The sequence below is a fragment of the Sphingomonas degradans genome, from assembly GCF_053502645.1.
Window position 1 is genome coordinate 2,939,494 of the sequence record NZ_CP177172.1, and the last position, 24,591, is coordinate 2,964,084.

A 24,591-nucleotide genomic window follows, 5' to 3' on the forward strand; every position below is an offset into this window, starting at 1 on the left:
AATCGCGACCGGCAAGATGCCGCCGCCTGCCGAGAGATGCGCCGTGGCAAGGGCCGAACCAACCTACACCAAGGTTTCGGCCCTCCCGCCACTCAGTTGGTCTCGCGTTTGAAATCGACCGTGTCGAAGCCCCAGAAACTGGCGAGCGATATCCGGAGCCGGTTGGGCTTGGGCGGGACACGATAGCCGCTGGGCTTGCTGACTCGCACCGCCGGCGCGAGCGGATCGAGCACCGTGCGCCAGAAGTCGGGCGACAGGAATGCGTCGAAGATGCCGATATAGTCGCCCTGCGCGGGGGTTTCCGGCGGACGATACAGGCGCATCGGCGACCGCAGCAGGAATTCGGTGCGCTTGCCGAAATAGGGCGCCTCGATCCCGACGCTGGAGCTGAGCGTGATGACCGTGCTGAGGTTGGCGACCGACAACAGGCTGTAGATATTGTCCTCGACGCGCCGCACCCGGATGCTCGCGCCTTCCAGGAAGCGGACGCCGGGATTGTGCCGGTCGAGCGGGTGTTCCTTGATAAGCACATCGTCGAAATCGCGCAGCCGCGCCAGCAGGGGCTCGGCGAAATCGACGAAACTGTAGAATCGCCCGTCGCGCACCTGCGTCCGGTCCGACGCGACCTGCCCGACCAGCAGCGCCGTATTGCCGTCGGTCGGAAAGCGGAACATCCGCCCCGCCGCCGCGCGAGTCAGCCCCGCCCCGACCGCGATTTCCTCGTCCGACAGGGCATAGTGCGCCAGCGCCTGGCGGATGCCTGCGTGATTGGACACGAATCCCAGGAAAATGTCGTCCAGGAAGCGGATCGGGTGGATGCTGCAATTGATATAGGGCGTGCCCCGCCGCTCCAGATGGGCGAGCAGGAAGTCGGGCATCTCGAACCCGATGACCAGCGCGTCGGCGAATATCCCATCGAGATAGGCCGCAGCCACCGGCGGCAGATCGGGCAGCTCCACGATCTGCGCCCATGCCCCGATAGACACTTCTTCGTGGCCCAAAGCGGCGTAGAAGGCGCGCACGCCGGCGGTGTCGATCTGCCCCTCGGTCAGCCCCTCGGCACACCAGAAGAAATGCGCGATCGGCAGCCCGACCGCCGCGGCGATCTGTGCGCCGACCAGATCGGCGAGCCAGCGGATGTTGAAATGCTGGGTCGGCCGCTCGCTGAACTCGGCGGGGCGCAGGAAATCGCCGGTGAAGACGATGCGACGGATGCCGGGCGGTGCCATCGTCACATATGCTCCAGCAACAGGCGCAGGCCGCGCAGGCTCGCCTGGGGCGAAAAATGGCGTTCGACGAAGTGGCGCGCATGTTCGCCCACCGCCCTGCGCAACGCGCCGTCTTCGCCCAGCGCGAGCAACTGCTCGATATAGCCGATCCAGCCATCGGCGACGCACAGCCCCCCCGGCACCGCCGCGTCGAGCCCGCGCGCGCCCTCACCCGTCGTCACACACGGCAGTCCCGCCGCCATCGCCTCCAATGTCTTGATCTTGAGCCCCCCGCCCAGGAAAACCGGATTCACCGCCAGGTCCGCGCGCGCATATTCGGCGGCCAGATCGGGCACATGGCCCAGCACGCGGACCGATGGCGCGTTCCGCACCGCCGGCATCTCGCCAATATTGCCGATCACGGTCAGCGTGAAATCGCGCTGGAGCACCGGCCATGCGTGACACAGAAACGCGCGAAGGCCCGCGACATTGGCATCGCTCATGCCGGCGATGAACAGGATCTCGCGTCCGGTCCCCAGCGCGTGCGGCGACGGCGCAGCCGGGATGGCATGCGGCGCGTACAGCACTTTGCGGACGCGCAGCACGTCGCGCATATAGCCAAGGTCGAACTGCGAAATCGCAAGCACTGCATCGAAGCGCGACAGCGCCTCCGCCTCGTCGCGAGCGCCCAGCCGGATCGAGCTTTCGCAGCCCGCCGCAGCGAATACCGCCATCCGATGCGACATCACGTCGAGGCTGTCGAGAATGCGCAGCACCCCCTCCGGCACGCCTTCGACAAGGTAGCCGAGATGCACATATTCCAGGATGACCGCTTCGGGCCGCCACGCGGCGCACACATGCTCCACCGCCGCCAGCCAATCCGCGCGGACCGGCTCGAACCACGGCCAACGTTGCCGTGCCCGCGCGACGTCCGCATGATCTGCAACCCTCGCCGGATCGACGGCGAACATCGTGATACCGGCGTTCCCGGGCAGCGTTCCGCCGGGTCCCCTAGAGTGCGGACCGAGATACAGCACCCCAACCTCATGGTCTTCGCACAGCCCGCCGACCAGCGCGGCGATCCGGCTGTGGCTGCCGAACGCCTGCTCCCAGAACGGAATGTCGGTCACGAACAGAACGCGTCGCCGGGCAGCATGCACGGGCATGGCCTCAGCCGGCCCCGACGGAGGCCGCTGGCGGCACGCGGCGCACGCGTAGATTGGCCAGGCCGATGCCGAGCCGACGCACATCCTCGCCACCGCTGACTTCGCGGGGCGTGAGCGTATGGGCGATCGTGAAATGCAGGAACAGAAAGTTCGAATCCACCGCCGACAATTCCACCGTGAAATGCAGCGGCATGCTGCTGCCGTCGACCGCACCCGCCTTCACCACCACCGGCACGCCGTTGACGGTTACTGCCAGCGATGCGAGCTGGTCTGCGCGCAACGCCGTGACGACTGTGGACAGTTCATAGGTTCCCGGCCCGAAAGCCGGCAGCACCAGCGCGGCCTGAGGCTCGGGCCCCAGCCAGCGCCAGAACCTGCCGCCGCCCTTATCCTCGACGAACCAGCCATGCCCCAGTACAGTGGGCCCCAGCTCGACGACGACATCGACCACGCCCGTGGCGTCCGCCGCGGGCTTTTCCCACGCGGCGAGCAGCGACAGGTTCGACGGCGCCTCCCCGCCCGCGCCGACCAGCCGCTCGGCCTTCAGCGCGAACAGGTCCGCCTGCAGCCGCGCAACGGCTGCGCTAAGCGCCACCACGGCTGCCGCCAGCCCGTCCTTGTCGCGGCGCGCGAGATCGGCCAGCGGCGCCAGCGCGTCGCCGAACGTGCGCACCAGTTCGCCGTCGATCCGCTCGTGCACCTTGCGCATGTCGCTGCCCACCAGCGCCTCGGCCTGGGCGGTAGTGACCAGCAGCGAGGCGAGGTCGTTCGCGAGTGTCAGTCGGTCCGTCGGCGTCATCGTATCTGTCGCGCCCCCAATGCGCTTCGCGAAGGTGGATCGCGCAATTCGCACTCGCGCCGCCACGCGATGCAGTCAAGGATTTGTCGGCAATTGTACTGAAACACCCTGTCTCTCGATGCGCCGTTGCGATAGGCACGACGGCATTGGAGGCCCGCCTGTGGCGGCGCGAAGCGGGGGCAGCGTGCCGCACGCAAGAGCAGCCGGGCCGCATTGGGGACTATATGTGATGAGCCTATCCGAAGTGAAATCCGTGCCGCACGGCGACGATGCGCTGGCGTCCGCGCTGCGCACAATAGACATTGAGATCAAGGCCCTGCACGACCTCGCCGCCGCGCTCGCCGAACCTCCGCTGGCCGAGGCTTTTGTCCGCGCCGCGACCACCATCGTCGAGGCCAAGGGGCGGCTGATCGTGACGGGCATGGGCAAGAGCGGCCATGTCGGTCGCAAGATCGCGGCGACGCTGGCGTCCACCGGCACGCCGTCGATGTTCATGCATCCGGGCGAGGCGAGCCATGGCGATCTGGGGATGATTACCCCGGATGACGTCGTGCTCGCGCTGTCCTGGTCCGGCGAGACGGCGGAACTGGGCGATGTCATTGCCTTTTGTCGACGATTCGGCGTGCCGCTGGCGGCGATCACGTCGCGCGCGGACAGTGCGCTGGGCCGCTCGGCGGACATCTGCCTGGCGCTGCCGCGTGTCCAGGAAGCGTGCCCCAACCAGCTCGCGCCGACCAGCTCGACCACCGTACAGCTCGCCTTTGGCGACGCGCTCGCGGTGTCGCTGATCGAGGCACGCGGATTTTCCGCCGCCGATTTCCGTAACTTCCATCCCGGCGGCAAGCTGGGGGCGCAGTTGATGGCGGTGGCCGACCTCATGGCCCGCGACGCCGACGTGCCCCATGTCGGGCCCAAGGACACGCTGATCGACGCCACGCTGGAAATGTCGCGCAAGCGTTTCGGCATTACCGCCGTGATCGACGGCGACGGCCATCTGATCGGCGCCTTCACCGACGGCGACTTGCGGCGCAGCATCACGGCGGGCAATCTGCACGACACGGTCGGCGGCCACATGTCGAGCGATCCGGTCACCATCGTCCCGGAAATGCTGGCATCCGAAGCGCTGAAGATCATGAACGACCGCAAGATCACGACGCTGTTCGTCGCGACCGAGCGGCGGCTGGTGGGCATCGTGCACCTGCACGACCTGCTCCGCGCCGGCGTCGCCTGAACCGAGGGGCCGCATGACCGACCTGATCGTAATTCCCGCCCGCTACGGATCGAAGCGGCTGCCGGGCAAGCCCCTGCTCAAGATCGCCGGGCACAGCCTGCTGGCGCGCGTCGTCGCGGTCGCCCGCCGCGCGCAACAGGCGTTCGACGATGTCGACATCGTCGTCGCCACCGATGATCCGCGCATCGCCGCCCATGCAGACGAAATCGGTTGCGACGTCGTGATGACCGATTCCGCGATCAGTTCAGGCAGCGGCCGCGCCCTCGCCGCCGCCCGCGCCCGCCCCACACCACCGCGTGCGATCATCAACCTTCAGGGCGATGCGCCGTTCATCCCGGCGGACGTCGTGCGCCAACTGATCGAGGCAGTGCGCGTGTCGGAGGGCGGCGTCGTCACGCCGGTGGTGCCGCTCGACTGGGACGATCTGGACGTGCTGCGCGCCCACAAGCAGAGCGCGCCGTTCAGCGGCACGACCTGTGTGCGCGGGCCGGACGGGCGGGCGCACTGGTTTTCCAAGAACATCCTGCCGGCGATCCGCGACGAGGAGAAACTGCGCGCAGCGGGGCCGGCATCGCCGGTGCTGCGCCATCTGGGCCTCTATGCCTATCGCTACGCTGCGCTCGAGCAGTTCGAGGCAGCCGAGCCCTCGCTGTACGAGACGCTGGAGGGGCTGGAGCAACTGCGCTTCTTCGCCCTCGGCATCCCCGTCCACACGGTCGAGATCGCGCGCCCGCGCATTTCGATGAGCGGCATCGACACCGCCGAAGACATCACGCTGGCCGAACGGATGATCGCCGAATTCGGCGATCCGATGGAGGTGGCATTGTGAGCGGCCGGCTGTTCATCGTCCGCCACGGCAACACCTTCGCCCCCGGCGAGCCCGCACGCCGCGTGGGGCTTAAGACCGATATTCCGCTGGTGGAATCGGGGCAGCGCCAGGCCGAGGCGCTGGGCAGCCATTTCGCCGAGCGCAACCTCAGCTTCGATCGCGTGCTGTGCAGCCCCTTGCTGCGTACGCGCCAGACCGCCGCGGCAATCCTTGCCGCGCTGGGCGGCGGCCCGGCGATCGAGAGCACGTCCTGGCTCGCCGAAATCGACCACGGCCCCGACGAGAACCTGACCGACGACGCGATCGTCGCGCGGATCGGCAAGGAGGCACTGGCACGCTGGGACAGCCATGGCGAGGCGCCTCCGGGATGGACCGTGGACCGCGAGTCCCGGGTCGCGGCATGGCAGGCACTTCTGGCGACGCCGCTTGCCCGCGATACGCTGCTGGTCACGAGCAATGGCGCCGCGCGCTTTGCCCTGCTGGCATCCGAACGCCTCGCCGATCAGGTCCGGCGGCACCAGGAAGGGATGAAGCTGCGCACCGGCGCCTATGCGGAGATCGCGGCCACCGACGACGGCTTCACCGTAGCTGCATGGGATCGCCGGCCCGGCGACGCCTGAGCGCCACCGGGCCGGCGCCTTGGCAATCAGTAGCTGGGACGCGCCGGGCGTGCCTTGATGATCGTGTCGATCGCGACCAGATCGGCGAGGAAATCGGGAATCCACTCCAGCGGCAGCATGTTCGGGCCGTCGGACGGGGCATTGTCCGGGTCCTCATGCGCCTCGGCAAACACCGCCGCCACGCCGACCGCCATCGCGGCGCGTGCCAGCGCAGGGGCAAAGGCGCGCTTGCCGCCCGACGAACCGCCGCGACCGCCCGGCTCCTGCACCGAATGCGTGGCGTCGAACACCACCGGATAGCCGGTTTCCGCCATCGTCGGCAGCCCACGGAAATCGCTGATCAACGTGTTGTACCCGAACGACGTGCCGCGATCGCACAGCATGATGCGGTCGTTGCCCGTGGACGCGATCTTGGCCGCCACATTCGCCATGTCCCAGGGCGCGAGGAACTGCCCCTTCTTGACGTTGATCGCAGCGCCGCTCTCGCCGGCGGCGAGCAGCAGGTCGGTCTGGCGGCAGAGGAAGGCGGGAATCTGGATCACGTCCACCGCCTGTGCCGCTGCCTTGCACTGGGCCGCGTCATGGATATCGGTCAGCACCGGGCACCCGAACGCCTCGCGCACATCGGCCAGGATGCGCAGCCCCTCGTCGATGCCGATCCCGCGCTGGGCGTTGAGCGACGTACGATTGGCCTTGTCGTACGAAGACTTGAAGATCAGCGGCACGCCAGCGGCGTCGCACTGCTTCTTCAGCGTCTCTGCGACCATCATCGCATGATCGCGGCTCTCGATCTGGCAGGGGCCCGAAATCAGCACGAACGGCTTGTCGTTCGCCATTTCGACGGTGCCGATCGAAACGGTCTTGGGGGTGGCTTGAACGCTCATGCTATATCCTTCGAGTTTCGCGCCTTATACGCGGCGTTTGGGGTGCAATCCATGGGAAGCGCGTGCCCGAGGGCGCGGGCGAAATGTGCATCGGTGGCCCGCGACTGTGCGACAAGGCCGGCGGAAACCCGTCCCAACCGGTCGAATATCGCGTCGCCCTCGTCGAGGATTTCCGCAAGACGCATCGCGACGCGCCGGCGCCAGCCTGCGGCTTCGATGTCGATCACAGCGTCCTCAAGCCCGAAGAACCGCATGCTTCCCGCATTCTTGAACCGATAATAGTCGCCGCTGACAGGCGACAGCACCGGAACGCCGCCGCGCAGCGCAAAGATCAGGCTGTGGTGGGGCGAGGAAATCATCAGCCGCGCGGACGCCGCGATCATGATCGGATCGCGAAAAGGATCATCGAGCACCAGCGGCCGATCGCCGCGTCCCAATCGCCGGCCCAGACGATCCAGCGGCACGGCATCGGGCGCAGACAGCGGGAGCAGAACGACCGGCAACCCCAATCGCCGCCGCGCCATGCGGACGATACTCTTGATCGCGCGCGCAGCATCGTCGCCGATGCCGACCCGCGGATTGTGACGCATCGACACGCAGATATACCCTCGCGGCGTCAGGCCATGCCGCGCGAGGACCGCCGGCGCCGGCTCCAACGCGAGCCGCAGCGCATCGTCCACCTGATCGGAAAAAGCGATCCCCGGCACCAGCGCCTGCAAGACCGCGCTGCTCTGCCCCTTGTCGCGCGTGGTCAGGAAATCCGCGCACTGTGCGATCGTGCGGGCGCGTTCGCGATCCTCTTCATCGTCAAAGGGGCCAAACTGATGGCTGCGCAACAGCACGCGCTTGCCCCAGCTTTTCGCAAGTTCGATCGTCAGGGCGTGTTCCCACAACCGGGATCGCGTCGCCGATGTCAGGATGCCGCCGCCATGGACGACGAGCGCGTCCGCCTGCTCCAGTGCGTCCAGAAATGCCAGCATCCGGGGCCGATCGACAAAATCCAGAAGGTCCAGGCCCGCCACGCGTTCGCGCACCCGCGCGGGCGATACCCCCACCATCAGGTCGCGCGCCAGATGCCACCGCGTGCGGAACACCGCGTCTGCACTGCGATAATGCGCCGGGTCTCCGTACAGCGCCTGTCGCGGCCCGTGCACCATATCGAACAGGCCCGGCCCCAGCGTTGCGCGGGTAAGCGCCGCATCCGCGGCCACCACGGTCAGATGGGTATCGTCGGGTGAATGCGCCCGCACGACCTGCACCGCCGACAACAGCAGCGCCTCGTCGCCGGCATTGCCGAAGCCGGCGCCGCCTGTGACGAGGACACGACTCATCGCCCCGGTCGAACCGGACTCGGCGCGAGCGCCAGTGGCGCCTCAGCGGTTGAGCAGAAAGCGCTGTGTAGCCGCGACTGCATCTTCGGGATCCTCGCCGGCCAGCAGCAAAAGATTGAGGTAGTTGAGCGCCAGCGTGGCAGCCGAGGTCACCTGCGAGTTCTTCACCTCGAACACGGTCTGGATCGCGTTCACCACGTCGACATTGGTGCGCACGCCGCCTTCGTAGCTCTGGGTGTTGGCATAGACGCTGAGTTCGGCGGACTCGATCGCCTTCGACGTCAGCGCCAGCGCCTGTTGCCCCCCATCAACGAGCGCATAGAGCCGTTGCAGTTCGACCCGCGCCTTGGCCTCGGTCGCGCGACGTTCCTCGGCCGAACGCCGGGCAGATGCGTTGGCCGCGCCGGTCTGGAAGAAGCTGCCGGCGTTCAAGGGCGCGTTGAGCGAAATGCCCACATAGCTGGATTCGACTCCCGCGCGGCGAGAATACGTGGCGTTGGCGCCCAGCACCGGCAGCATGGCGCCGCGGGTGCGCAGTGCCTCGAGCCGGCCGATCCGCTCGGTCTCGCGGGCGGCGGCGATCTGGGGGTTATCGGCTTCCTGGCGCAGCAGATAGGAATCCGCCGGCTGGAGCGAGATCGGGCCGAAATGCGACGGCAGGCGAAAATCCTCCGGGCGGATGGTCTGCCCCGTATAGGATTCCAGCCGCGCGGCGGCAGCGATCTGGTCGCTGCGCAGCAACACGCGATTGGCCAGCGCCTGCTCATAGCGCACCTGGATATCGCGGGCATCGGTGATCGTGCCCAGGCCGTTGCGATAGAGCCGCTCGGCGCGCTCCGACTGGGTGCGCAACTGTTCGATCTTGGCATCGTTCAGCGCGCTGGCCTCATTGGCCTTGATGATATCCGTGATCGCAGTGACCGTGCGCACGGCCAGATCCTGGATGCGCACTTCGAACGTCGCATCGGCGTAGCGGCGGCGCGGCCCGCGCTGCTTCAGCGTCGCATAGCCCGACAGGCTCAGGATCGGCTGCGTCACGCTGAGCACTTGCCGCGTTCCGCTTTCGGTCGGGATATTGGCGAAGCTGTAGCTGGCCGACGGCAGATAGCCCGCGATGCTCTGGTCCGCCGTCTGGCGATTGGCCTGCCGCTCCGCAACGGCGGCGCGGAACGTGGGATCATTGTCATATCCCCGGTCAAATGCCTTGACCAAGTCCATCGCATTTGGGTTCGGCGCCTCATCGCCCCCCGACCGCCCGGTGGAAATGCCACCCGGCGCCGGCGCGGCCTGGCCGCGCTGCTGTTGCGGCAGGGCATCGACCTGCCGCAGCGCGCCGCGCGGGATGCCCGGGCCGGCACGCGCGGGCTCGACCGCCACTGGCGGCGGCACATCCACCGGCCGCGCCGTCTGGGGCAGCACGGGGTTGGACGGCACCGTCTCGGTAGTCACCGGCGGGGGCGGCGTGGTCTGGGGCAGCGCCGCGATGCCGGACGCCTCGGAAGGCGGGCTGGTCTGCGCAGATGCCGCACCCGCGCACACGCCGCACAGCGCCAATGCAGCCGCCACGGCGCTGCTGTGGAGAAACACAGGCCGGACCATCAGTCTCGGAACGCCCGCGCAAGCTTGTCCGTCAGCGGCTTCAACAAATAGCTCATGAAGGTGCGCTCGCCGCGCTTGACGATAACGTCCACGGGCATGCCGGCGACCAGCGTCTTGCCCTCGAGCCGCTTCAATTGCTCGGGCGGCACTTCCACCTGGGCCAGATAATAGTCATCGCCTTCCTTGAGCGTCTCGCCCGGCATCGCCTTCAGCTTGTCGACACCCACGGACTTGACGATGCCCTGCAGCACCGGCGTCGTCACTGCGTTGAACGACGTGAAGCGCACGTCCGCGGTCTGGCCGACCCGGACCTTGTCGATCTGCGACGGCGGCACCTTCGTCTCGACGATCATGCGCCCCTCGTTCGGCACGATCTCCATCACGACTTCCTTGCCGGAGATCACGCCCCCGTCGGTGAATGCCTTGAGGTTGACGACGGTCCCGGCCACCGGTGCGCGGATCTCGGCCAGCGACTGGTTGAAGCGCGCCGCGGTCAACTTCGGTGCGGCCGCCTCGCGCGAGGTTTGCAGCTCGGCCAGTTCCTTCGCCACCGCCGACAGGAATTCCGATCGGACCTGGGCGATCTGGGCATCGATCTTGCCGATTTCGGACTGGGCGGTTTGCAGCGCAGCCGTCTGCTCGGCCACCTGGCGCCGCGTCTCATTCTCTTGCGACTTGGGCACGAAGCCCTGGCTGGCCAGCTTCTCGATGTTCTTCAGCTCGTCCGAAAGCGTACCAAGCTGGACGCGGTGGGACTCGATCGAGCCCCGCAACCCGTTCTTCTGCGATTCCAGCGCGCGCACCTGCTGCCCGAACTGCGACCGGCGCGTGCCGAAAAACTGGCTCTGTACCGACTTGGCTTCGCGCACCCGCTCGGGATCGAGCCGCTCCAGCGCGGCAAGGTCAGGGTCCCAGACGATGTCGCGCCCCAGCATCTCGGCCTTGGCGCGCGACTCGCTGACCAGGATGTTGATATATTGCTGCTGCACTTCGCTGACCGTCGCGGCGGTTTCGAGCGGGTTGATCCGCAGCAGCACTTCGCCCTGCTTCACCACCGATCCTTCGTGGACCAGCACCTTGGTGACCACGCCGCCGGTGGGATGCTGCACCGCCTTGCGATAGCCTGCCACCACCAGGTTGCCCTGCGTCACGCCGCCTGCGTCGAGCGGCGCCGTCACGGCCCAGACGAGGAATGCCAGCATCGCGAAGATTGCGATGCGGCTGCCCGTCTTGCGGATCTTGGATTCCTCGACCTGCGCGGGCTCGAGGTTGCGTTCGACCAGCTTGGCCGGATGATACGGATTCCAGGCCGAGACCCACCGGTCGATGGACTGGTCTATCCGCTTGATAAGGCCCGGCCTCTCGGCCGAGTCCATAGTCCCTGCGGTTGCCATCGAACTTCTCCTAGGATGCCTGCTGCTTCAGCGCGCCCGCCGCCGGCGGGACCGCCCGCAAATGCGGTTCGCCCGCGCGATCCGGCTTGGCGTCTTCGGGCTTGGGCACTTGCAGGTTCCGAACCGCGCCGATGATGTCGGCGGTCGGGCCGAAACCCACCTGAAGCCCCTGGCGGAGCACCAGAAGATTGTCGGCAATGGTCATCAGGCGAGGCCGATGGGTGGTGATGGCAAAGCTGGTGCCGCGCGCCTTCATCGCGACGATCGCCTTGATCAGCGCGCCCTCGCCCACTTCGTCCAGGCTGGCGTTGGGTTCGTCCATCACGACATATTTGGGATTGTCGTACAGCGCGCGCGCGATCGCCACCCGCTGCCGCTGGCCGCCCGAAAGCGCGAAGCCCGTCTCGCCCAACATGGTGTCGTACCCGTTCGGGAAGCTCAGGATCGTCTCATGCATCCCGATCAATGTCGCCGCCTCGACGACCTTTTCGGAATCGACGGGGCCCAGGCGCGCGATATTCTCGGCAATCGTCGCCTCGTGCAGGCTGATCTCCTGCGGGACATAGCCGACATGCGGGCCGACTTCCTCATGGTCCCACTCGAACAGCTCGACACCGTCGAGGCGCACTGATCCCTTTTGCGGCGCCCAGACGCCGATCAGCAACCGCGTGAGCGACGTCTTGCCCGACCCGCTGGGGCCGATGATCGCAACGGCCTGGCCGGGCTCGATATGAAAGGTCACCTCGGCAACCACCGGGCGCGATGCACCGGGCGGGATCGCGGTAACACCCTGGACGTCGAGCCGGCCGGTCGGCGGGGGAAGCTGCATCCGCTGGCTCGCGACACGCGTGTCGGAAAGCAGCTGGTTGAGGTGCGCATAGGCCTGCCGCGCCGCAGTAATATCCTTCCACCGGCCCATCGCCCGCTGGATCGGCGACACCGCGCGGGAAATCAGCATCGACGCAGCGATCACCATGCCGCCCGTGATCTCGCCGTTGATCGCGAGGAAAGCGCCGAGCGTAAGCTGCATCGACGGCAGCGCGCGCGACAGGAACTTGGAGGCCCCGCCAGTGATCCCCGTGGCCTCGCTCGCGTTGACCGACGACTGGAGGTAATTGCGATGGCGCTCGTACCAGCGATGCCGCACCGCCGGGAGCATGCCGAGGGCCAGCGTCGCCTCGGACTGGCGCAGGCTCGACTGCGCGAGGCGCGTCGCCTCTGCATTTTCCTCGTTCGCGCGGCGCAGGATCGGACCCGACACCTTTTCGGTCGCATAGGTCGAGATCAGCATCAGCACGACAGCAGCCGCGATGAACACCGCGAGCAGCGGGTGGAACAGCCCACCGACGATGACGAAGATCAGCGCGTGCGGCACCCCGATCAGTGCCAGGATCGGCTCGCCGGTAATGAACTGGCGCACCGTGACGAGGTCGCCAAGCAGCTGCTGCACATTGACCGATTGCCGCCCCACCGTGCGGCGGAACGACGCGTCGAACACCTCGGCCGCCAGGTCCCAGTCGATGCGCAAAGAAATGCGGACCAGCAAGCGCGAGCGCAGCCAGTCGATCGCCGCCCAAAACACGTAAACGCCCATAATCATGACCGCGAGCGAGGTTAAGGTAACCCCACTGCGGCTGGAGATGGCGCGGTCCATCACGTTCCACATGTACAGAATTGGAGCCAGCTTCAGCAGCTCCAAGACCGTGGACAACGCAAAGACGATATAGAATGAGTGGCGGGTGTCCCGGAGGAGCCGAGCCAGAGGCTTTAGGTCGGTCGTCTGACCGTCCGGGACACTTGCCATACGCGAATTACCTCAAAACCCACTCTTACCGGTCATGTGCCAACTGGTGATAGAGGTCGTCGTCTTCGCCGATTACCTTAACTTCGATCGCATCCGTCGAGAAGGCATGCGTATCGCCACCCAGCACGTCCACTTCCGTGAACCCGATCGAAGCGAGTTGATCGAATGCCCCTTCTATGTGGGATAGCGCATCCGCTACCTGCGCGTCCACCACAAGCGCGACATGATCGTTGCCGCTGAATATGCTGGACGGAGCCTCCTGGGTCAGGTGGTTGAACAGCGCCTGGATTTCGCTGAGCCCTTCGCCTTGCAACGCTCCGAACTGCACATAAACCGGACCGTCACCGCTCTCGACATTGACGTGATCGATGCCGAAGTCGGCGATATCGCGCAGCGTCGTGGCCAGATACTGGCCCGAGTCCGTCGCATCGACGACCAGGTTGTCGGCGGTGAAGGCGTTGAGCATCCCCGATTCGAACAGCGACGCGGCTGCGCCGTCGAGGATCTCGACCGGCGCGGCGCTGCCGTGCGCATCGGTCGTGTCGCTCGCCTGGTCAGCGTTGGTGAGGAACGACGAGAAGGCAACCGACTGCGCCGTCGCATCCTGCACGAACGTAATGCCCGTTGCGTTGGTGATGGCCGTCATCGCCGCCTGCTGCTCCGACGTGTAGCTCGCGGGGTCGGCATCGAGGCCGAAATGGTCGATGCCGGCATCGCGGAGCGCGGTGCCCAGACGATCCAGGTCGGACAGATTGTCGACCGACACCCGCAGCGTGACGTCGAGCGAGGCATCGCTCTGCACCACATCGAACTGCGGCAGGTCGCCCGGCATGACCGTGCTGAGATCGCCGGCATCGACGTGGAGCACGCTCACACCGGCCTCAACCGCGATCTTGTCGACATGCAGATCCTGCAGGCCCTTCAGCGTCGTGGTCATCTCGGTGCCCTGCGCGGTCACCGTGATCGTGTCGCTCTCGATAAAGTCCGTACCGCCAGCGGCCAGCGCCGCCGCCGTCGCGTCATTGATCGTCGCGCCGCTGCCATTGACGTCGATATGATCGACCCCGACCCCTGCCAGATCCCCGACCTGCGATGCAGCGGCGTGTACCGTAATATCCGCCTTGGCATCGAAGGTGAGGCCCGCCTCGGTGATCGCATGGGCCTGGGCGTAGTTGAGCGTCAGCGCGCCATCGCCGACCACGCCGATGTGATCGACGCCGATGTCGGCCAGCGAGGTCGCAATGCCCGTGGCATCAAAGCCAGCGGCGAGCGTGCCCGCGTCGACATGGACGGTCACGTCCAGCGCAGCGTCGGTCTGCACCGTATTGAAGTGCACGAGCGAGCCAACCGAAACCTTGTCGAGCGCGCCGCCAAGATCGACCGACAGCGCAGTGACACCCGCACCGACCGCGATCGAATCAACCCCGAGGTCCTGCAGCCCCTTCAGGTTGGTATCGAGATGCGTGCCATCGGCAACCACCGTAACGGTGTCGTCGCCCGCGAACGCGACTTGCCCGTTCACCAGCGCCTGGGCCTGGGCTTCGGTAATGGTGACATTGTTGTCGAGCACGTCGAGCGTGTCGATGTGCGTGGCGCCAAGGTTCGGATCTGCCGCAAGCGCAGATACCTGCGCGTCGGTAACGCCGACCGTGATCTGCGCGCCGTCCGCGAAAGTGAGGCCGGCGGAGCTGATCTCCGTGAGCTGCGCATAGTCCATCGTCAGCGCGCCGTTATCGACCACGCCGATGTGATCCACGCCGATCGACGCGAGCGACGTCGCGATGCCCGATGCATCGAAGCCGCCGCCGAGCGTGCCCGCAGCCACGTTTACCGTGACATCGAGCGCGGCATCCGACTGCGCTGCCGTGAAGCTGACACCGCTGCCGATCTTGATCTGATCCAGGCTGCCGCCCAGGTCGAGCGAAAGTACGCCGACCCCGACCCCGACCGCGACCGAGTCAACACCCAGGTCCTGCAGACCCTTCAGGCTGGTATCGAGGTGCGTACCATCGGCGACCACCGTAACATTGTCATCGGCGACGAAATCGACGCCGATTCCGGCAAGCGCGCCTGCCTGTGCCTCCGTGATCGTAACCGAGTCATCCACCACGTCGAGATGATCGACGCCGATGCCGAGCCCGGTGATGAGCGCCGGATCGGCCGCCAGCGCGACCGCTTCGTTCGCATTGACAACAAGGGTCACATCGCTGGCATCGGTGATGCCGAGTTGGGCGTCGGACAGCGCGCCCGCTGCCGACATCGACAACGACAGGTTCTCACCAGCCGGAACCGACAACTGGGTGATACCTGCGTCGACGACGCCCGCTCCAATCGCCGAAAGGACGGTGGAAACACCTAAGGTGCCACCCGCAATCTCCAGCGTCACTGCGCGACCGCCTCCGAAGCTCGGCAGCGACCGAAGCGCGATCGCGTCGAGCGTATCGCCAGCCTGGAGCACCAGGTCTCCAGAGCCGGTCACCGCGTCGATATCGAGATCCTGGAGCTGGCTCAGCGTGAGCAGCTCGGTCCCGGCATCCAGCGCGAGCGTGACGGGCGCGCCCAGCAACGTGACACCTGCCGTGAGCAGGGCCGATGCCTGCGCCACATCGATGCTGGCGCCATCGCCGACCACCACAATGCTCTGCACCGTCGGGAAAGAGGCCACATGGTCGGTGAACAGCGCGAGCTGCGCGGGCGTCAGCTCAAGCTGCGCGGACTCCGTGGTCGGCGTAACCGTGATCGTCGCGGTGAACGAGCCACCCTGCCCGTCACTGACGGTGTAGGTGAACTGCGAAGTGCCGGCAGTGGCATCCGAGAAGGTCAGCGTGCCGTCGCTATTCAGCGTAACGGTGCCGCCATTGTCCAGAACGACCGTCTCACCGACCGCAATCGCCTTGCCGTCGATCAAGGTGATGGTCAGCACGTCGCCGTCTATATCGGTAGCCGTCGCAAGCGGCGACAGGATGACCGAACCGAACACCGGCGTGGTGCCGTCCAGATCGGTGCCGGCCGGCGCATCGTTGACCGGTGTGACCGTTACATTGACCGTGCCCAGCTGTTCACGACCTGCCTCGTCGGCAACCGTGTATTCGAAGCTCGGCGTGCCGTTGAAATCGGCAGCCGGGGTGAAGGTGATAACGCCATTCGCGCCCACCGTGACCGTACCCCCGGTGACTGCCACGACCGACCCGACCTGCACGTCGACGCCAGCGATCTTGGTCAAGCTTAGCCGGCTGCCCTCGGGGTCCACATCGTTCGTGAGCAGATTGATCGATACCGGCGCGCCGTCTTCGGCAACCGTAATGGCATCGACCCCGGTCACCGGCGGCAGGTTCGCGCCAGGCTGGTTGAACTCGCCCTGCACGTCCGAGATCTGGCTTGGATCAGTGGCAGCCGCAATCGCCTGGTTGACCGAAGCTGTGGCCGTCGCGACGGAAGCAGCAGTCGAAGCGTCGGCACCGGCCGACACCAGCAACGCGCCGAGCGCTGCCGCACTGGTCAGGTCGATTGAGGCACCGCTGTCGATGCTGTCGGTGATCGCGTTGAACACCGCCGATGCGCTCACGCCCGCTTCAACCGCGTCGGTGATTACCTGCGCGATCTGCACCGCTGCCTTCTGGATCGCCAGCGACAGCGCGGGGTCGGTACCCGCTGCGAGGAAGTCGAACGAGCCCAGGTCCACACCCGCAGGAAGGCCGAGCGAAGCCAGAACCGAGGCGTTCGCAGCGTCCGCGCTGACACCCGATTCCATCAGCGTCGCGACCAGCGTGGTCAGCGGGTTGACGACGGTTGTACCCAGTGGCGCCTTGAGCGGAACAAGGTTCGCAAGGCCGGTGTCCACGTTGGTACCGCCCAGCGCGATCACGCTGCCGGTGGCTCCGGCGGGCAGGACCATCGAATAGCGGCCCTCCGCGTCGGTGGTCGCGACAGGTTCGCCCTGATCGAACTGGCCATTGCCGTTGGCGTCGTAAAACACCTGCGCGCCGCTGATATAGCCGTCCTGGACGATGCCCGCCTGCACAGCCGTCACGCTCAGCGTCAGCGTATCGGTGTCGGTTAACGCGCCATCGCTGGTGGTCATCGTCAGCGTCGTGTTGCCGGTAAAGCCAGTGCCGCTGGTATAGGTGGTCGCTCCCAGCGACGCATTGACCTGGGCCAGCGTGCCCGTGATCGTCACCGTACCCGTGCCAGAGCCCACGATTGTCGCGCCACCGCTGACCGCGCCGATCGCAAGCGTGCCGTTTGCGACCGTCAGCGTCGTCGTGAAGGTCCCCGTCGCACCATCGGGGTCGGAGATCGCAAGCCCGCCCACTGCAATCGGGAGGCCAGAGCCGCCCGTGACCGCACCAGGGGTAGCGTTGACCGGCGCATCGTTGACCGCAGTGACCGTACCCGAGACCGTCGCGGTCGAGGTGCCGTTATGGCCATCGCTCACTGTGTAGGTGAACGAGGGGGCGCCATTGTAATTCGCCGTGGGCGTGAAGACGAGATTGCCGCCGACCAAGGTCACGACGCCGCCCGTCACGGCAACCGGCGTGTTCGCGTTGATCGCAGTGCCGTTGACCGCAGTGACGGTCAGCGTATCGCCATCCGCATCGGTATCGTTGGCGCGAACATTGATCGTCACCGGCGTATCTTCGGCGGTCGTGAACGTGTCGCTCACAGCCACCGGAGCATCGTTCACCGGCGTAACCGTACCCGAAACGGTGCCATTTGCAGTGCCACCATGGCCGTCGCTTACGGTATAGGTGAAGCTGGGCGAGCCAGTATAGTTGGCGGCCGGCGTGAAGGTCAGCCGACCATCCGCACCGAGGCTGACGCTACCACCCGTGACGGCCACCGGGCTCGTCGTCGTGATCGCCGTGCCGTTGATCGCGGTCACCGTCAGAGCATTGCCATCGGGATCGGTGTCGTTGGCGCGCACATCGAACGTGACCGGCGTATCTTCGGCCACGCTGAACGTGTCGTTCACCGCCGAAGGCGCGTTGTTGATCGGCAGCACGGTAGCATCGCTTCCGCCGCTGACCGCGAGCGCAATCCCGCCCCCGACGATCGCCACGCCGCCCAGAATGAGAAGCGGAGAAACGCCGCCATGCGCGCTACCGCCATCGTCATGGCTGGCACCATCGCCCTGGTCGCCATGACCATCGCCATCAACCTTGCTTGCGCCCTGCGCGGAGACAACGATCTTCTTGCGGAATGCAGCTTCCAGGTCGCGGATCGCAGCCTTCAGATCGCTGTCGAGCTTGTCGAGGAAGTCGTCGCCAAGACCCAGCTGGGCCAGCATCTCGGGCGTGAGCAGTGCCTTGAGTTCATCGAGCGACATCGCCTTGACAGTGGCAGGGTCGACGCCAAGCCCTTCGGCTAGCGCAGCGCCATCCACCGCCGCGAGATCGGCGCCATTACCACTGGGGGTAAGCACCAGAGTCTTGCCGTCCGCATCCTTTGCCTGGGCCGCCCCAGATTCCAGGATTGTCGCCAGCAGGAAACCTACCGCCAACTCGATCTGACCACCCCGAAGGTGGAAGAACCGCCGCCGCGGAAGAGTTACTTTTCCGGCCATTTTACCCCCAATTGGCACGCGACATCGCCGCTGCGCCGATCACCCTGAAAACCCACTATGGAAACCCCGAGCCGCCTGGCAGCTCTATTCTCCCTACGCATTTCTACTGAAAACGCCGCCGCGCCACAACAAATATTACCGGATGCAACCTGTTGTTTCTTACAATATGACACGTAAGTACTTCATACCGTTGCAATATGACTCTTTGTAAGCCTTTACCGCCGCTCCCGTGGAAACCCCGTAATCCGCACCCCAAAACCCCGGAACGGCATCGAAACGAGCCGCAGTTTGCTGCAGTGCAGCATGGGTGCGCAGCGCGTGCTCCCCTCCCCGACTTTCCTCGGGGAGCGCCCCGGGGTAGGTCGGAGCAATGGAACCAAAACCCGACCAGACCGGCCCAGCCCGGCATTCCGAAAAAACGTCCGATTCGGACCTCGCACGGACGATTGCCGACGATTCGGGCCGCCTGCTCCTCGCCCTCCTGGCCGAATCGGGCCTGGAAGGGCGCGCGCTGTGCGACGCAGGCGACCGCGAAGCTAACCGGCTGATTCTCGCCCGGTTGCATGCGGAGCGCCCCGAAGACGGCGTGCTTTCCGAAGAATCCGCCGACGATCTCTCGCGTCTCGATCGCCAGCGGGTGTGGATCATCGATCCGCTCGACGGGACGCGTGAGTTCGGCGAGCGGCGGGATGACTGGGCGGTGCATATTGCGCTTTCGATCGACGGCGCACCTGCCGTTGGGACGGTTGCCCTTCCCAAATTGGGACTGACGCTGAGCAGCGACTCACCCCCGCCGCTCTTACCCACTCAGATTCCACCACGAATGTTGGTCAGCCGCACCCGCCCCAGCAGCGTGTGTTCCGATGTGGGACGTCGCATAGGCGCAGTGGCAGTGCCGATGGGCTCTGCGGGCGCAAAGGCGATGGCGGTCGTGCGCGGGGAGGCCGAGATCTATCTGCACGCGGGCGGACAGTATCAGTGGGACAATTGCGCTCCCGTGGCGGTGGCGCTTGCCGCAGGGCTGCACGCGTCGCGCATCGACGGCTCGCCGATCCGCTACAATGACCGCGACACCAGCGTCCCGGACCTGCTGATCTGCCGCAAGGAATGGGCAGAGGCCGTGCTCGCCGCCGTTCGCGACTGCGCCTGACGCCCCGTCGCGACTCGGGGAGTCGAGCGGCGCAGCGCGTAGACACGCTTTCTCCGAACATGGTAAACGCCTCCGTAACAAAGGGGGCGTTTTGGCAATCGATATCTGGTTCCTGCTGGCGATCGGGCTGAGTTTTCTGGGCTACGCGGCCTATCTGATCGGCCTTCGGCGGGAGACGGTGCAGCCGAACCGGGCGTCATGGCTGATCTGGAGCACTGCCACCGGGCTGGAGGCGCTGACCTATGCCGCCGTCAATCCGCAGGCACCGCAGGGGTGGGTATTCGCGGTATCGGCGGTCGCCTGTGTCGCGGTGACGATCGGCATCTGGCGCCGATCGGCCTGGGCAGCCCCCTCCCCCAGCGAGACCTTCTGCATTGCCGCCTGCCTGAGCGCGCTGGTCCTGTGGCTCGCGTTCCGCAACGCATTCTGGGCGCATATGCTCGTCGTAGCCGCCGTCCCCGTGAGCTTCTGGCCGACCTGGGCGAGCGTTTGGACCGACCGTGCGCGGGAGCGGTCGCCGGCATGGGGACTGTGGACGTTCGGCGACCTCGCCACGCTGCTGGTCGCCGTGCGCGGGCCGATCGGCGTGGCCGAACTCGGCTATGTGCTCGTCGAACTCCTGTGCCACGCCAGCGTATGGTTCTTCATCGGATTGGCGACAATCAATCCGCTTCGCGCATTGGGCGTGCGGCGCGGGGGATTGCTGCTATTCGATCGCTATCGGCCGACCGACAACCTGTTCAGAGTCGGTGAAAACCATCTGGGCAAGGCCGTGTACGCCGCCGCACCCTTTGCGGCGGGCGATACGCTGATCGAATTCACGGGGCGGCGCTTTCGTGCCGATCAGCTCCCTGGATTGCTGCACGGGCGGCGCGATCGTTTCGTTCAAGTAACACCCGACCAGTATATGGGTCCGTCGGGCCGCATCGATGACTTGGTCAATCACAGTTGCGCGCCCAATGCCGGGCTGCGTTTCCTCGACGACGCCGTCCTGCTCGTCGCGATCCGCGCCATAGCCCCTGGCGAGGAGATCGCCTGGGATTACTCGACCACGCTCAAGGACTCCGACTGGCGCATGCTGTGCCAATGTGGTGCCCCCGAGTGCCGCAAGGTCATCGGCAATTTCGATTCCCTGCCCGCAGAGCGACAGCAGTGGTTCCGCGCCCGCAATCTCGTACCGCCCTATCTCCGCGTTGCAGACGAAGACGTCGCGGTTCGCGCGACGGGCACCACCGGTCGCCGCTAGGCCGCGATTTCCGCAGCCTGGGCAACGGTCTTGGCGGCCCGGAGCGTGAGCACGGCCCGCGCGCCCGTGCCGATGCCCTCGCTGCGCAGCTCGAGCGCCCCCTCCATCGCCAGCATCGAATTGGCGCACCAATGGAGCCCGAGCCCGCCCGATTTGTGCGCGCGGGTGGAAAAGCCGCGCTGAAACAGCGTAGGCGCCGCAGCGGGATCGAACCCCTCGCCGTCGTCGCGGATCTGGATTTCGATCCGATCGCCCAGACTATCCAGCGTGACGGCGATCGAACCACCGCTGCGCCCGGTGGCCGCGATCGCTTCGGCAGCGTTGGCGAACAGGTTGCCGATGACCTGGCTCAAGATGACGCGGTTCGCCATTACCCAAAACGATGTGTCCGGAAAGGTAAAGGCGATCGACGTCTCGCCGGAATAGCGCGCGATCGTGGCGTTCTGTGCGACGATATCGGTAACGTCGCACGCGTCCAGCGGTGGACGCTCGTGCGCCGCCTCTTGTTGCTGCCCGATGATCTCGAGCACATGGTGCAGCGCCTCGCGACCGATGCCCATCTGGTCGCGGCGGTCCTCGCGTTCCTGCGCCATCGCCTCCAGCGCCGCGGCGACGAAGGCGACCAGCTTCTGGCGGCGCGCCGCCGGAATGTCCTCGCGCGCGAGTTCGGACAGCGCCTTGTCGAGCGTCGCGCAATCCAGGTTCAGCCCGCGCCCCAGCCCCTGGCTGAGCACCGTGCTGATCGGATTGAGCGCATTGCGGACATTGTGCATCACCGCCACCGCGCTCTCGCTGCGGCCGAGCGTGAAGCTCTGCATCTCCAGTTGTTCGCGCAGATCCTTCAACTGGCGCAGCATCGAATTGAAGCTGGTGACCAGGCTGCCGATCTCGTCGTTGCGCGGGCTATCGGTGAGCAGCCCGAGCGTGCCCGAGGCACGCACGACGCCCATATGCCGCTCCACCCGGTGCAACGGCTTGAGCACCAGCCGCGCGATCATCCGCCGCAATACCCAGAGCACCACCACCAGCAACAGCGACGATCCCAGCACCGCCAGCACGAGCATCCGCTGGCCCAGCATCGAAAGGTCGCGTGGCACCGAATAGTCGGCGGTCGCCACGGCGCGCCCATCGGGTCCGGGGATAGGCACCGCGATCTGTGTACGCTTCGCTGTGGGAACCACGCTGACGGCGGCCACGGGATGCTGCAGGTCCAGCGCCGCCTGCAATTGCAACAGATTGCTGAGTTGCCCCGACGTGATCGTCCGCGCCATCAACACATGGCCGCGCGGGGCACCGCTGCCGTCGCTGCGCCGCACCTGTGCGACACCAACCACCGCCAGCGTATCGCCCAGCCGCAGATAGAAGCCCGCCGAACTTCGGCCATGCAGCGCGGCGGCAAGGTCCAGCCGCCCGATCGCCTGCATCAACCGCGCACGCATCGCCGCGTCGTCGGCCTGCCGATCCAGGTCGAGCCAGCGCGCGATCACGATCTTTCCGTCCGCGCCGACATAGGCCATGCCGTTGACCGCGAGGTTGACCATCGCCAGCGTCGAGAAACTCTCCTGCTCGAACGCGCGGGTCGGGCGCGCCATATAGTCGTACGACGCGGTCCAGTCGCCATAGTCGCGCACGGCGTTCTCGACCTTGGTCGCCAGATCATGGATCACCGCGCGGGTGCGCTCGACATGGCCCGTCACCTGGGCGCGCTCCAGCTTGTTGAAACTGGGCGTGATGACCATCGCCAGCAACAGTGTCAGCGCGATGGCGCCAAGTAGCCCCACGCCGGTCAGGATCAGGACCAACTTCGCGCCCAGCGACGCCGGCGCGCGCAGGCGCATGATACGTCGCATCAGCCGTGGGTTCCGTTACTCTGCAACTCGGTCGCCGGCACGCTGTCCACCAGGAAACGCTGTTCGGCGAGCGCCAGCGCGGAATCATAGTCGATCGGACGCGACAGGAAATAGCCCTGCATGTGGCTGCACCCGGCGAGCCGCAGTTCCTGGAGCTGAGTCAGCGTCTCGACGCCCTCGGCCACCACTTCCATCCCCAGCGCGCGGCCCAGATGGATGATCGAATGGACGATCGCCGCGCTCTCGCGCTCGCGGCCCATGCCGTCGACGAAGCTGCGGTCGATCTTCAGGCAATCCAGCGCGAAACGGCGGATATTGTAAAGCGACGAATAGCCGGTGCCGAAATCGTCCAGCGCGATGCGGAACCCCATCTGGCGCAGCTTGAACAGCGTATCGGCGGCGCGATCGACATCGTCGAAGATCGCCGTTTCGGTAATCTCGATCTGGAACCGGCTGGGCGATACGCCGGTATTGGTGACCCGCTCGACGATGTGGCCGACGAAATTGTGCCGGCGGAACTGGCGCGGCGAGAAGTTGACCGAGACATATTGGCTCGGCCACGCCTTTAGCGTGCGCACCGCCTCGTCGATCACCCAGTCGCCCAGTTCGTGGATCAGGTTCGATTCCTCCGCAATCGGAATGAACATGCCGGGCGACACCATCCCGTATTCGGGGCTGCACCAGCGCACCAGCGCCTCGAACCCGATGATTTCCAACCCATCGCGCGCCACGATCGGCTGATAGACCAGCTTCAGCTCGCCCTTCGCGATCGCGCCGGACAGGCCGCCTTCGATCTGACGGCGGAAGCGGATCGATTCGTCCATGCTTTCGTCGAACACGCGCACGATCCCGCGCCCGTGCCGCTTGGCTTCGTTGAGCGCGAGGTCGGCGCGGCGCATCACATCCACCGGATCGGTGATCGTGCCGGGTTCGACCACCATCAGCCCCATCGACGCTCCGCCCTGCACCGAATGGCCGAATACCTTGAAGCTGACCGACACGGCTTTCAGCAGCCGTTCGCACAGCATCACGGCCTCGTCCTCGCCGGTCACGGGCATCAGCACCGCGAACTCGTCCCCGCCCAGCCGCGCGACGAACCCGGATCGCGACATGCGCGTCTGGAGGATGTCGCAGACCATGCGGATCAATTCGTCCCCCGCCAGATGGCCGAGCGTGTCGTTGACCAGCTTGAACCGATCGAGGTCCATCATCGCCATGGCGAAGCGCGCATTGTCTTTCACCGCCGTGCCGAGGGCGTGGAGAAAGGCCAGCCGGTTCGGCGCATCGGTCAACGAATCATGGTTCGCCATGTGCACTGCGCGCGATTCATTCGCCGCGAGTTCCAGCTTCTGTTCCTCGAGCAGCCCGACCTTCTCGGCCAGCGCATCGCGCACCGCCTGCAATTCGCCATCGACGCGCCAGCGTTGGGCGAGTGCGGTTGCGGTCTGCACGACTTCCTCTGCCTGGAACGGCTTGGCGATGTAGAAGATCTTGTCGGCCGGCCCTGCGGCACGGCTGATATCGAGCGGCGAGAAATCGGAATAGCCGGTGACGATCACCAGATTGATCTCGGGGTCCAGCGCGCGAATGCGCTTGGCGGTTTCCTTGCCATCGATACCCGGCGGCATCCGTACGTCGATGAACGCGACGGCATAGCGATCGCCGCGCTCGATCGCGTCCTGCACGGCGGCGACGGCGTCCAGCCCCTGCATCTTGTGCGTGCAATCGAACTGGATCGCGCCGGCGCTATCGTCCGCGGAGTCCGGCGCGGCATCTTCCTCCGCGTCGTCGCCGAACAGTTCGGCCGCCATCGCGCTCAGCGCGGTTTCATTGCCGCCGGTTCGCGTAGGCGCGAAGCACTGGCGGTAAGATTCGTGCATCGCCGGTTCGTCGTCAACGATCAGAATGCGCACGATA

16 protein-coding genes are annotated in these 24,591 nt (G+C 66.1%); 5 read left to right on the forward strand and 11 right to left on the reverse strand.

Annotated elements, in window-relative coordinates; genetic code table 11:
- Nucleotides 1-92 precede the first annotated feature (92 nt).
- Genes ACG3SL_RS13325 through ACG3SL_RS13335 form a run of 3 tightly spaced genes read right to left on the reverse strand, consistent with a single transcriptional unit; the run spans nt 93 to nt 3,173 of the window.
- The gene (locus ACG3SL_RS13325; RefSeq protein ID WP_448661642.1) at nt 93-1,235 is read right to left on the reverse strand and encodes a capsular polysaccharide export protein, LipB/KpsS family; all 1,143 of its coding nucleotides are present in this window, start codon (nt 1,233-1,235) and stop codon (nt 93-95) included.
- Complete coding sequence (locus tag ACG3SL_RS13330; protein WP_448661643.1) at nt 1,232-2,338, reverse strand: glycosyltransferase family 4 protein; 1,107 nt, start codon at nt 2,336-2,338, stop codon at nt 1,232-1,234. The genes ACG3SL_RS13325 and ACG3SL_RS13330 overlap by 4 nt, the downstream gene beginning before the upstream one ends.
- Before the next feature lie 40 nt (nt 2,339-2,378).
- Complete coding sequence (locus ACG3SL_RS13335; protein ID WP_448661644.1) at nt 2,379-3,173, reverse strand: hypothetical protein; 795 nt, start codon at nt 3,171-3,173, stop codon at nt 2,379-2,381.
- Nucleotides 3,174-3,402: 229 nt separating this feature from the next.
- On the opposite strand from ACG3SL_RS13335, the gene ACG3SL_RS13340 reads away from it, so the two are divergent.
- From ACG3SL_RS13340 to ACG3SL_RS13350, 3 genes are read left to right on the forward strand one after another with little or no spacing between them, the layout of a single operon-like run.
- Complete coding sequence (locus ACG3SL_RS13340; RefSeq protein ID WP_448661645.1) at nt 3,403-4,404, forward strand: KpsF/GutQ family sugar-phosphate isomerase; 1,002 nt, start codon at nt 3,403-3,405, stop codon at nt 4,402-4,404.
- Between the two features lie 13 nt (nt 4,405-4,417).
- Nucleotides 4,418-5,233, forward strand: a complete 816-nt coding sequence (kdsB, locus tag ACG3SL_RS13345) for a 3-deoxy-manno-octulosonate cytidylyltransferase (RefSeq protein ID WP_448661646.1) — start codon at nt 4,418-4,420, stop codon at nt 5,231-5,233.
- Complete coding sequence (locus tag ACG3SL_RS13350) at nt 5,230-5,853, forward strand: histidine phosphatase family protein (protein WP_448661648.1); 624 nt, start codon at nt 5,230-5,232, stop codon at nt 5,851-5,853. The genes kdsB and ACG3SL_RS13350 overlap by 4 nt, the downstream gene beginning before the upstream one ends.
- Before the next feature lie 26 nt (nt 5,854-5,879).
- Here ACG3SL_RS13350 and kdsA read toward each other — a convergent pair whose 3' ends face one another.
- Genes kdsA through ACG3SL_RS13380 form a run of 6 tightly spaced genes read right to left on the reverse strand, consistent with a single transcriptional unit; the run spans nt 5,880 to nt 18,287 of the window.
- Nucleotides 5,880-6,737, reverse strand: a complete 858-nt coding sequence (gene kdsA, locus ACG3SL_RS13355) for a 3-deoxy-8-phosphooctulonate synthase (protein WP_448661649.1) — start codon at nt 6,735-6,737, stop codon at nt 5,880-5,882.
- Nucleotides 6,734-8,068: a polysaccharide pyruvyl transferase family protein gene (locus ACG3SL_RS13360; protein ID WP_448661650.1), complete on the reverse strand. Its 1,335-nt coding sequence runs from the start codon at nt 8,066-8,068 to the stop codon at nt 6,734-6,736. Before ACG3SL_RS13360 ends, kdsA begins: the two co-directional genes overlap by 4 nt.
- A 42-nt stretch (nt 8,069-8,110) precedes the next feature.
- A complete protein-coding gene (locus ACG3SL_RS13365) occupies nt 8,111-9,667 on the reverse strand; it encodes a TolC family protein (RefSeq protein ID WP_448661651.1) in 1,557 nt (518 codons plus the stop codon).
- A complete protein-coding gene (locus tag ACG3SL_RS13370; RefSeq protein ID WP_448661653.1) occupies nt 9,667-11,061 on the reverse strand; it encodes an HlyD family type I secretion periplasmic adaptor subunit in 1,395 nt (464 codons plus the stop codon). Before ACG3SL_RS13370 ends, ACG3SL_RS13365 begins: the two co-directional genes overlap by 1 nt.
- A 10-nt stretch (nt 11,062-11,071) precedes the next feature.
- Complete coding sequence (locus tag ACG3SL_RS13375; protein WP_448661654.1) at nt 11,072-12,865, reverse strand: type I secretion system permease/ATPase; 1,794 nt, start codon at nt 12,863-12,865, stop codon at nt 11,072-11,074.
- 25 nt (nt 12,866-12,890) lie between these two features.
- A complete protein-coding gene (locus ACG3SL_RS13380; protein ID WP_448661655.1) occupies nt 12,891-18,287 on the reverse strand; it encodes a beta strand repeat-containing protein in 5,397 nt (1,798 codons plus the stop codon).
- Nucleotides 18,288-18,798: 511 nt separating this feature from the next.
- On the opposite strand from ACG3SL_RS13380, the gene ACG3SL_RS13385 reads away from it, so the two are divergent.
- Both ACG3SL_RS13385 and ACG3SL_RS13390 read left to right on the forward strand, forming a co-directional pair.
- Nucleotides 18,799-19,578 (forward strand): 3'(2'),5'-bisphosphate nucleotidase CysQ, encoded by a 780-nt coding sequence (locus ACG3SL_RS13385; RefSeq protein WP_448661656.1) that lies wholly within the window; start codon nt 18,799-18,801, stop codon nt 19,576-19,578.
- Between the two features lie 91 nt (nt 19,579-19,669).
- Nucleotides 19,670-20,824, forward strand: coding sequence for an SET domain-containing protein-lysine N-methyltransferase (locus ACG3SL_RS13390; RefSeq protein ID WP_448661657.1), 1,155 nt, complete (start codon nt 19,670-19,672; stop codon nt 20,822-20,824).
- Here the strand turns inward: ACG3SL_RS13390 and ACG3SL_RS13395 are convergent.
- Nucleotides 20,821-22,674 (reverse strand): sensor histidine kinase, encoded by a 1,854-nt coding sequence (locus ACG3SL_RS13395; protein ID WP_448661658.1) that lies wholly within the window; start codon nt 22,672-22,674, stop codon nt 20,821-20,823. The two genes, ACG3SL_RS13390 and ACG3SL_RS13395, sit on opposite strands and share 4 nt — an antisense overlap.
- Nucleotides 22,674-24,587 carry a GGDEF/EAL domain-containing response regulator gene (locus ACG3SL_RS13400; RefSeq protein WP_448661659.1) on the reverse strand — a complete coding sequence of 638 codons (1,914 nt, stop codon included), beginning with the start codon at nt 24,585-24,587 and terminating at the stop codon, nt 22,674-22,676. Before ACG3SL_RS13400 ends, ACG3SL_RS13395 begins: the two co-directional genes overlap by 1 nt.
- Between the last annotated feature and the right edge of the window lie 4 nt (nt 24,588-24,591).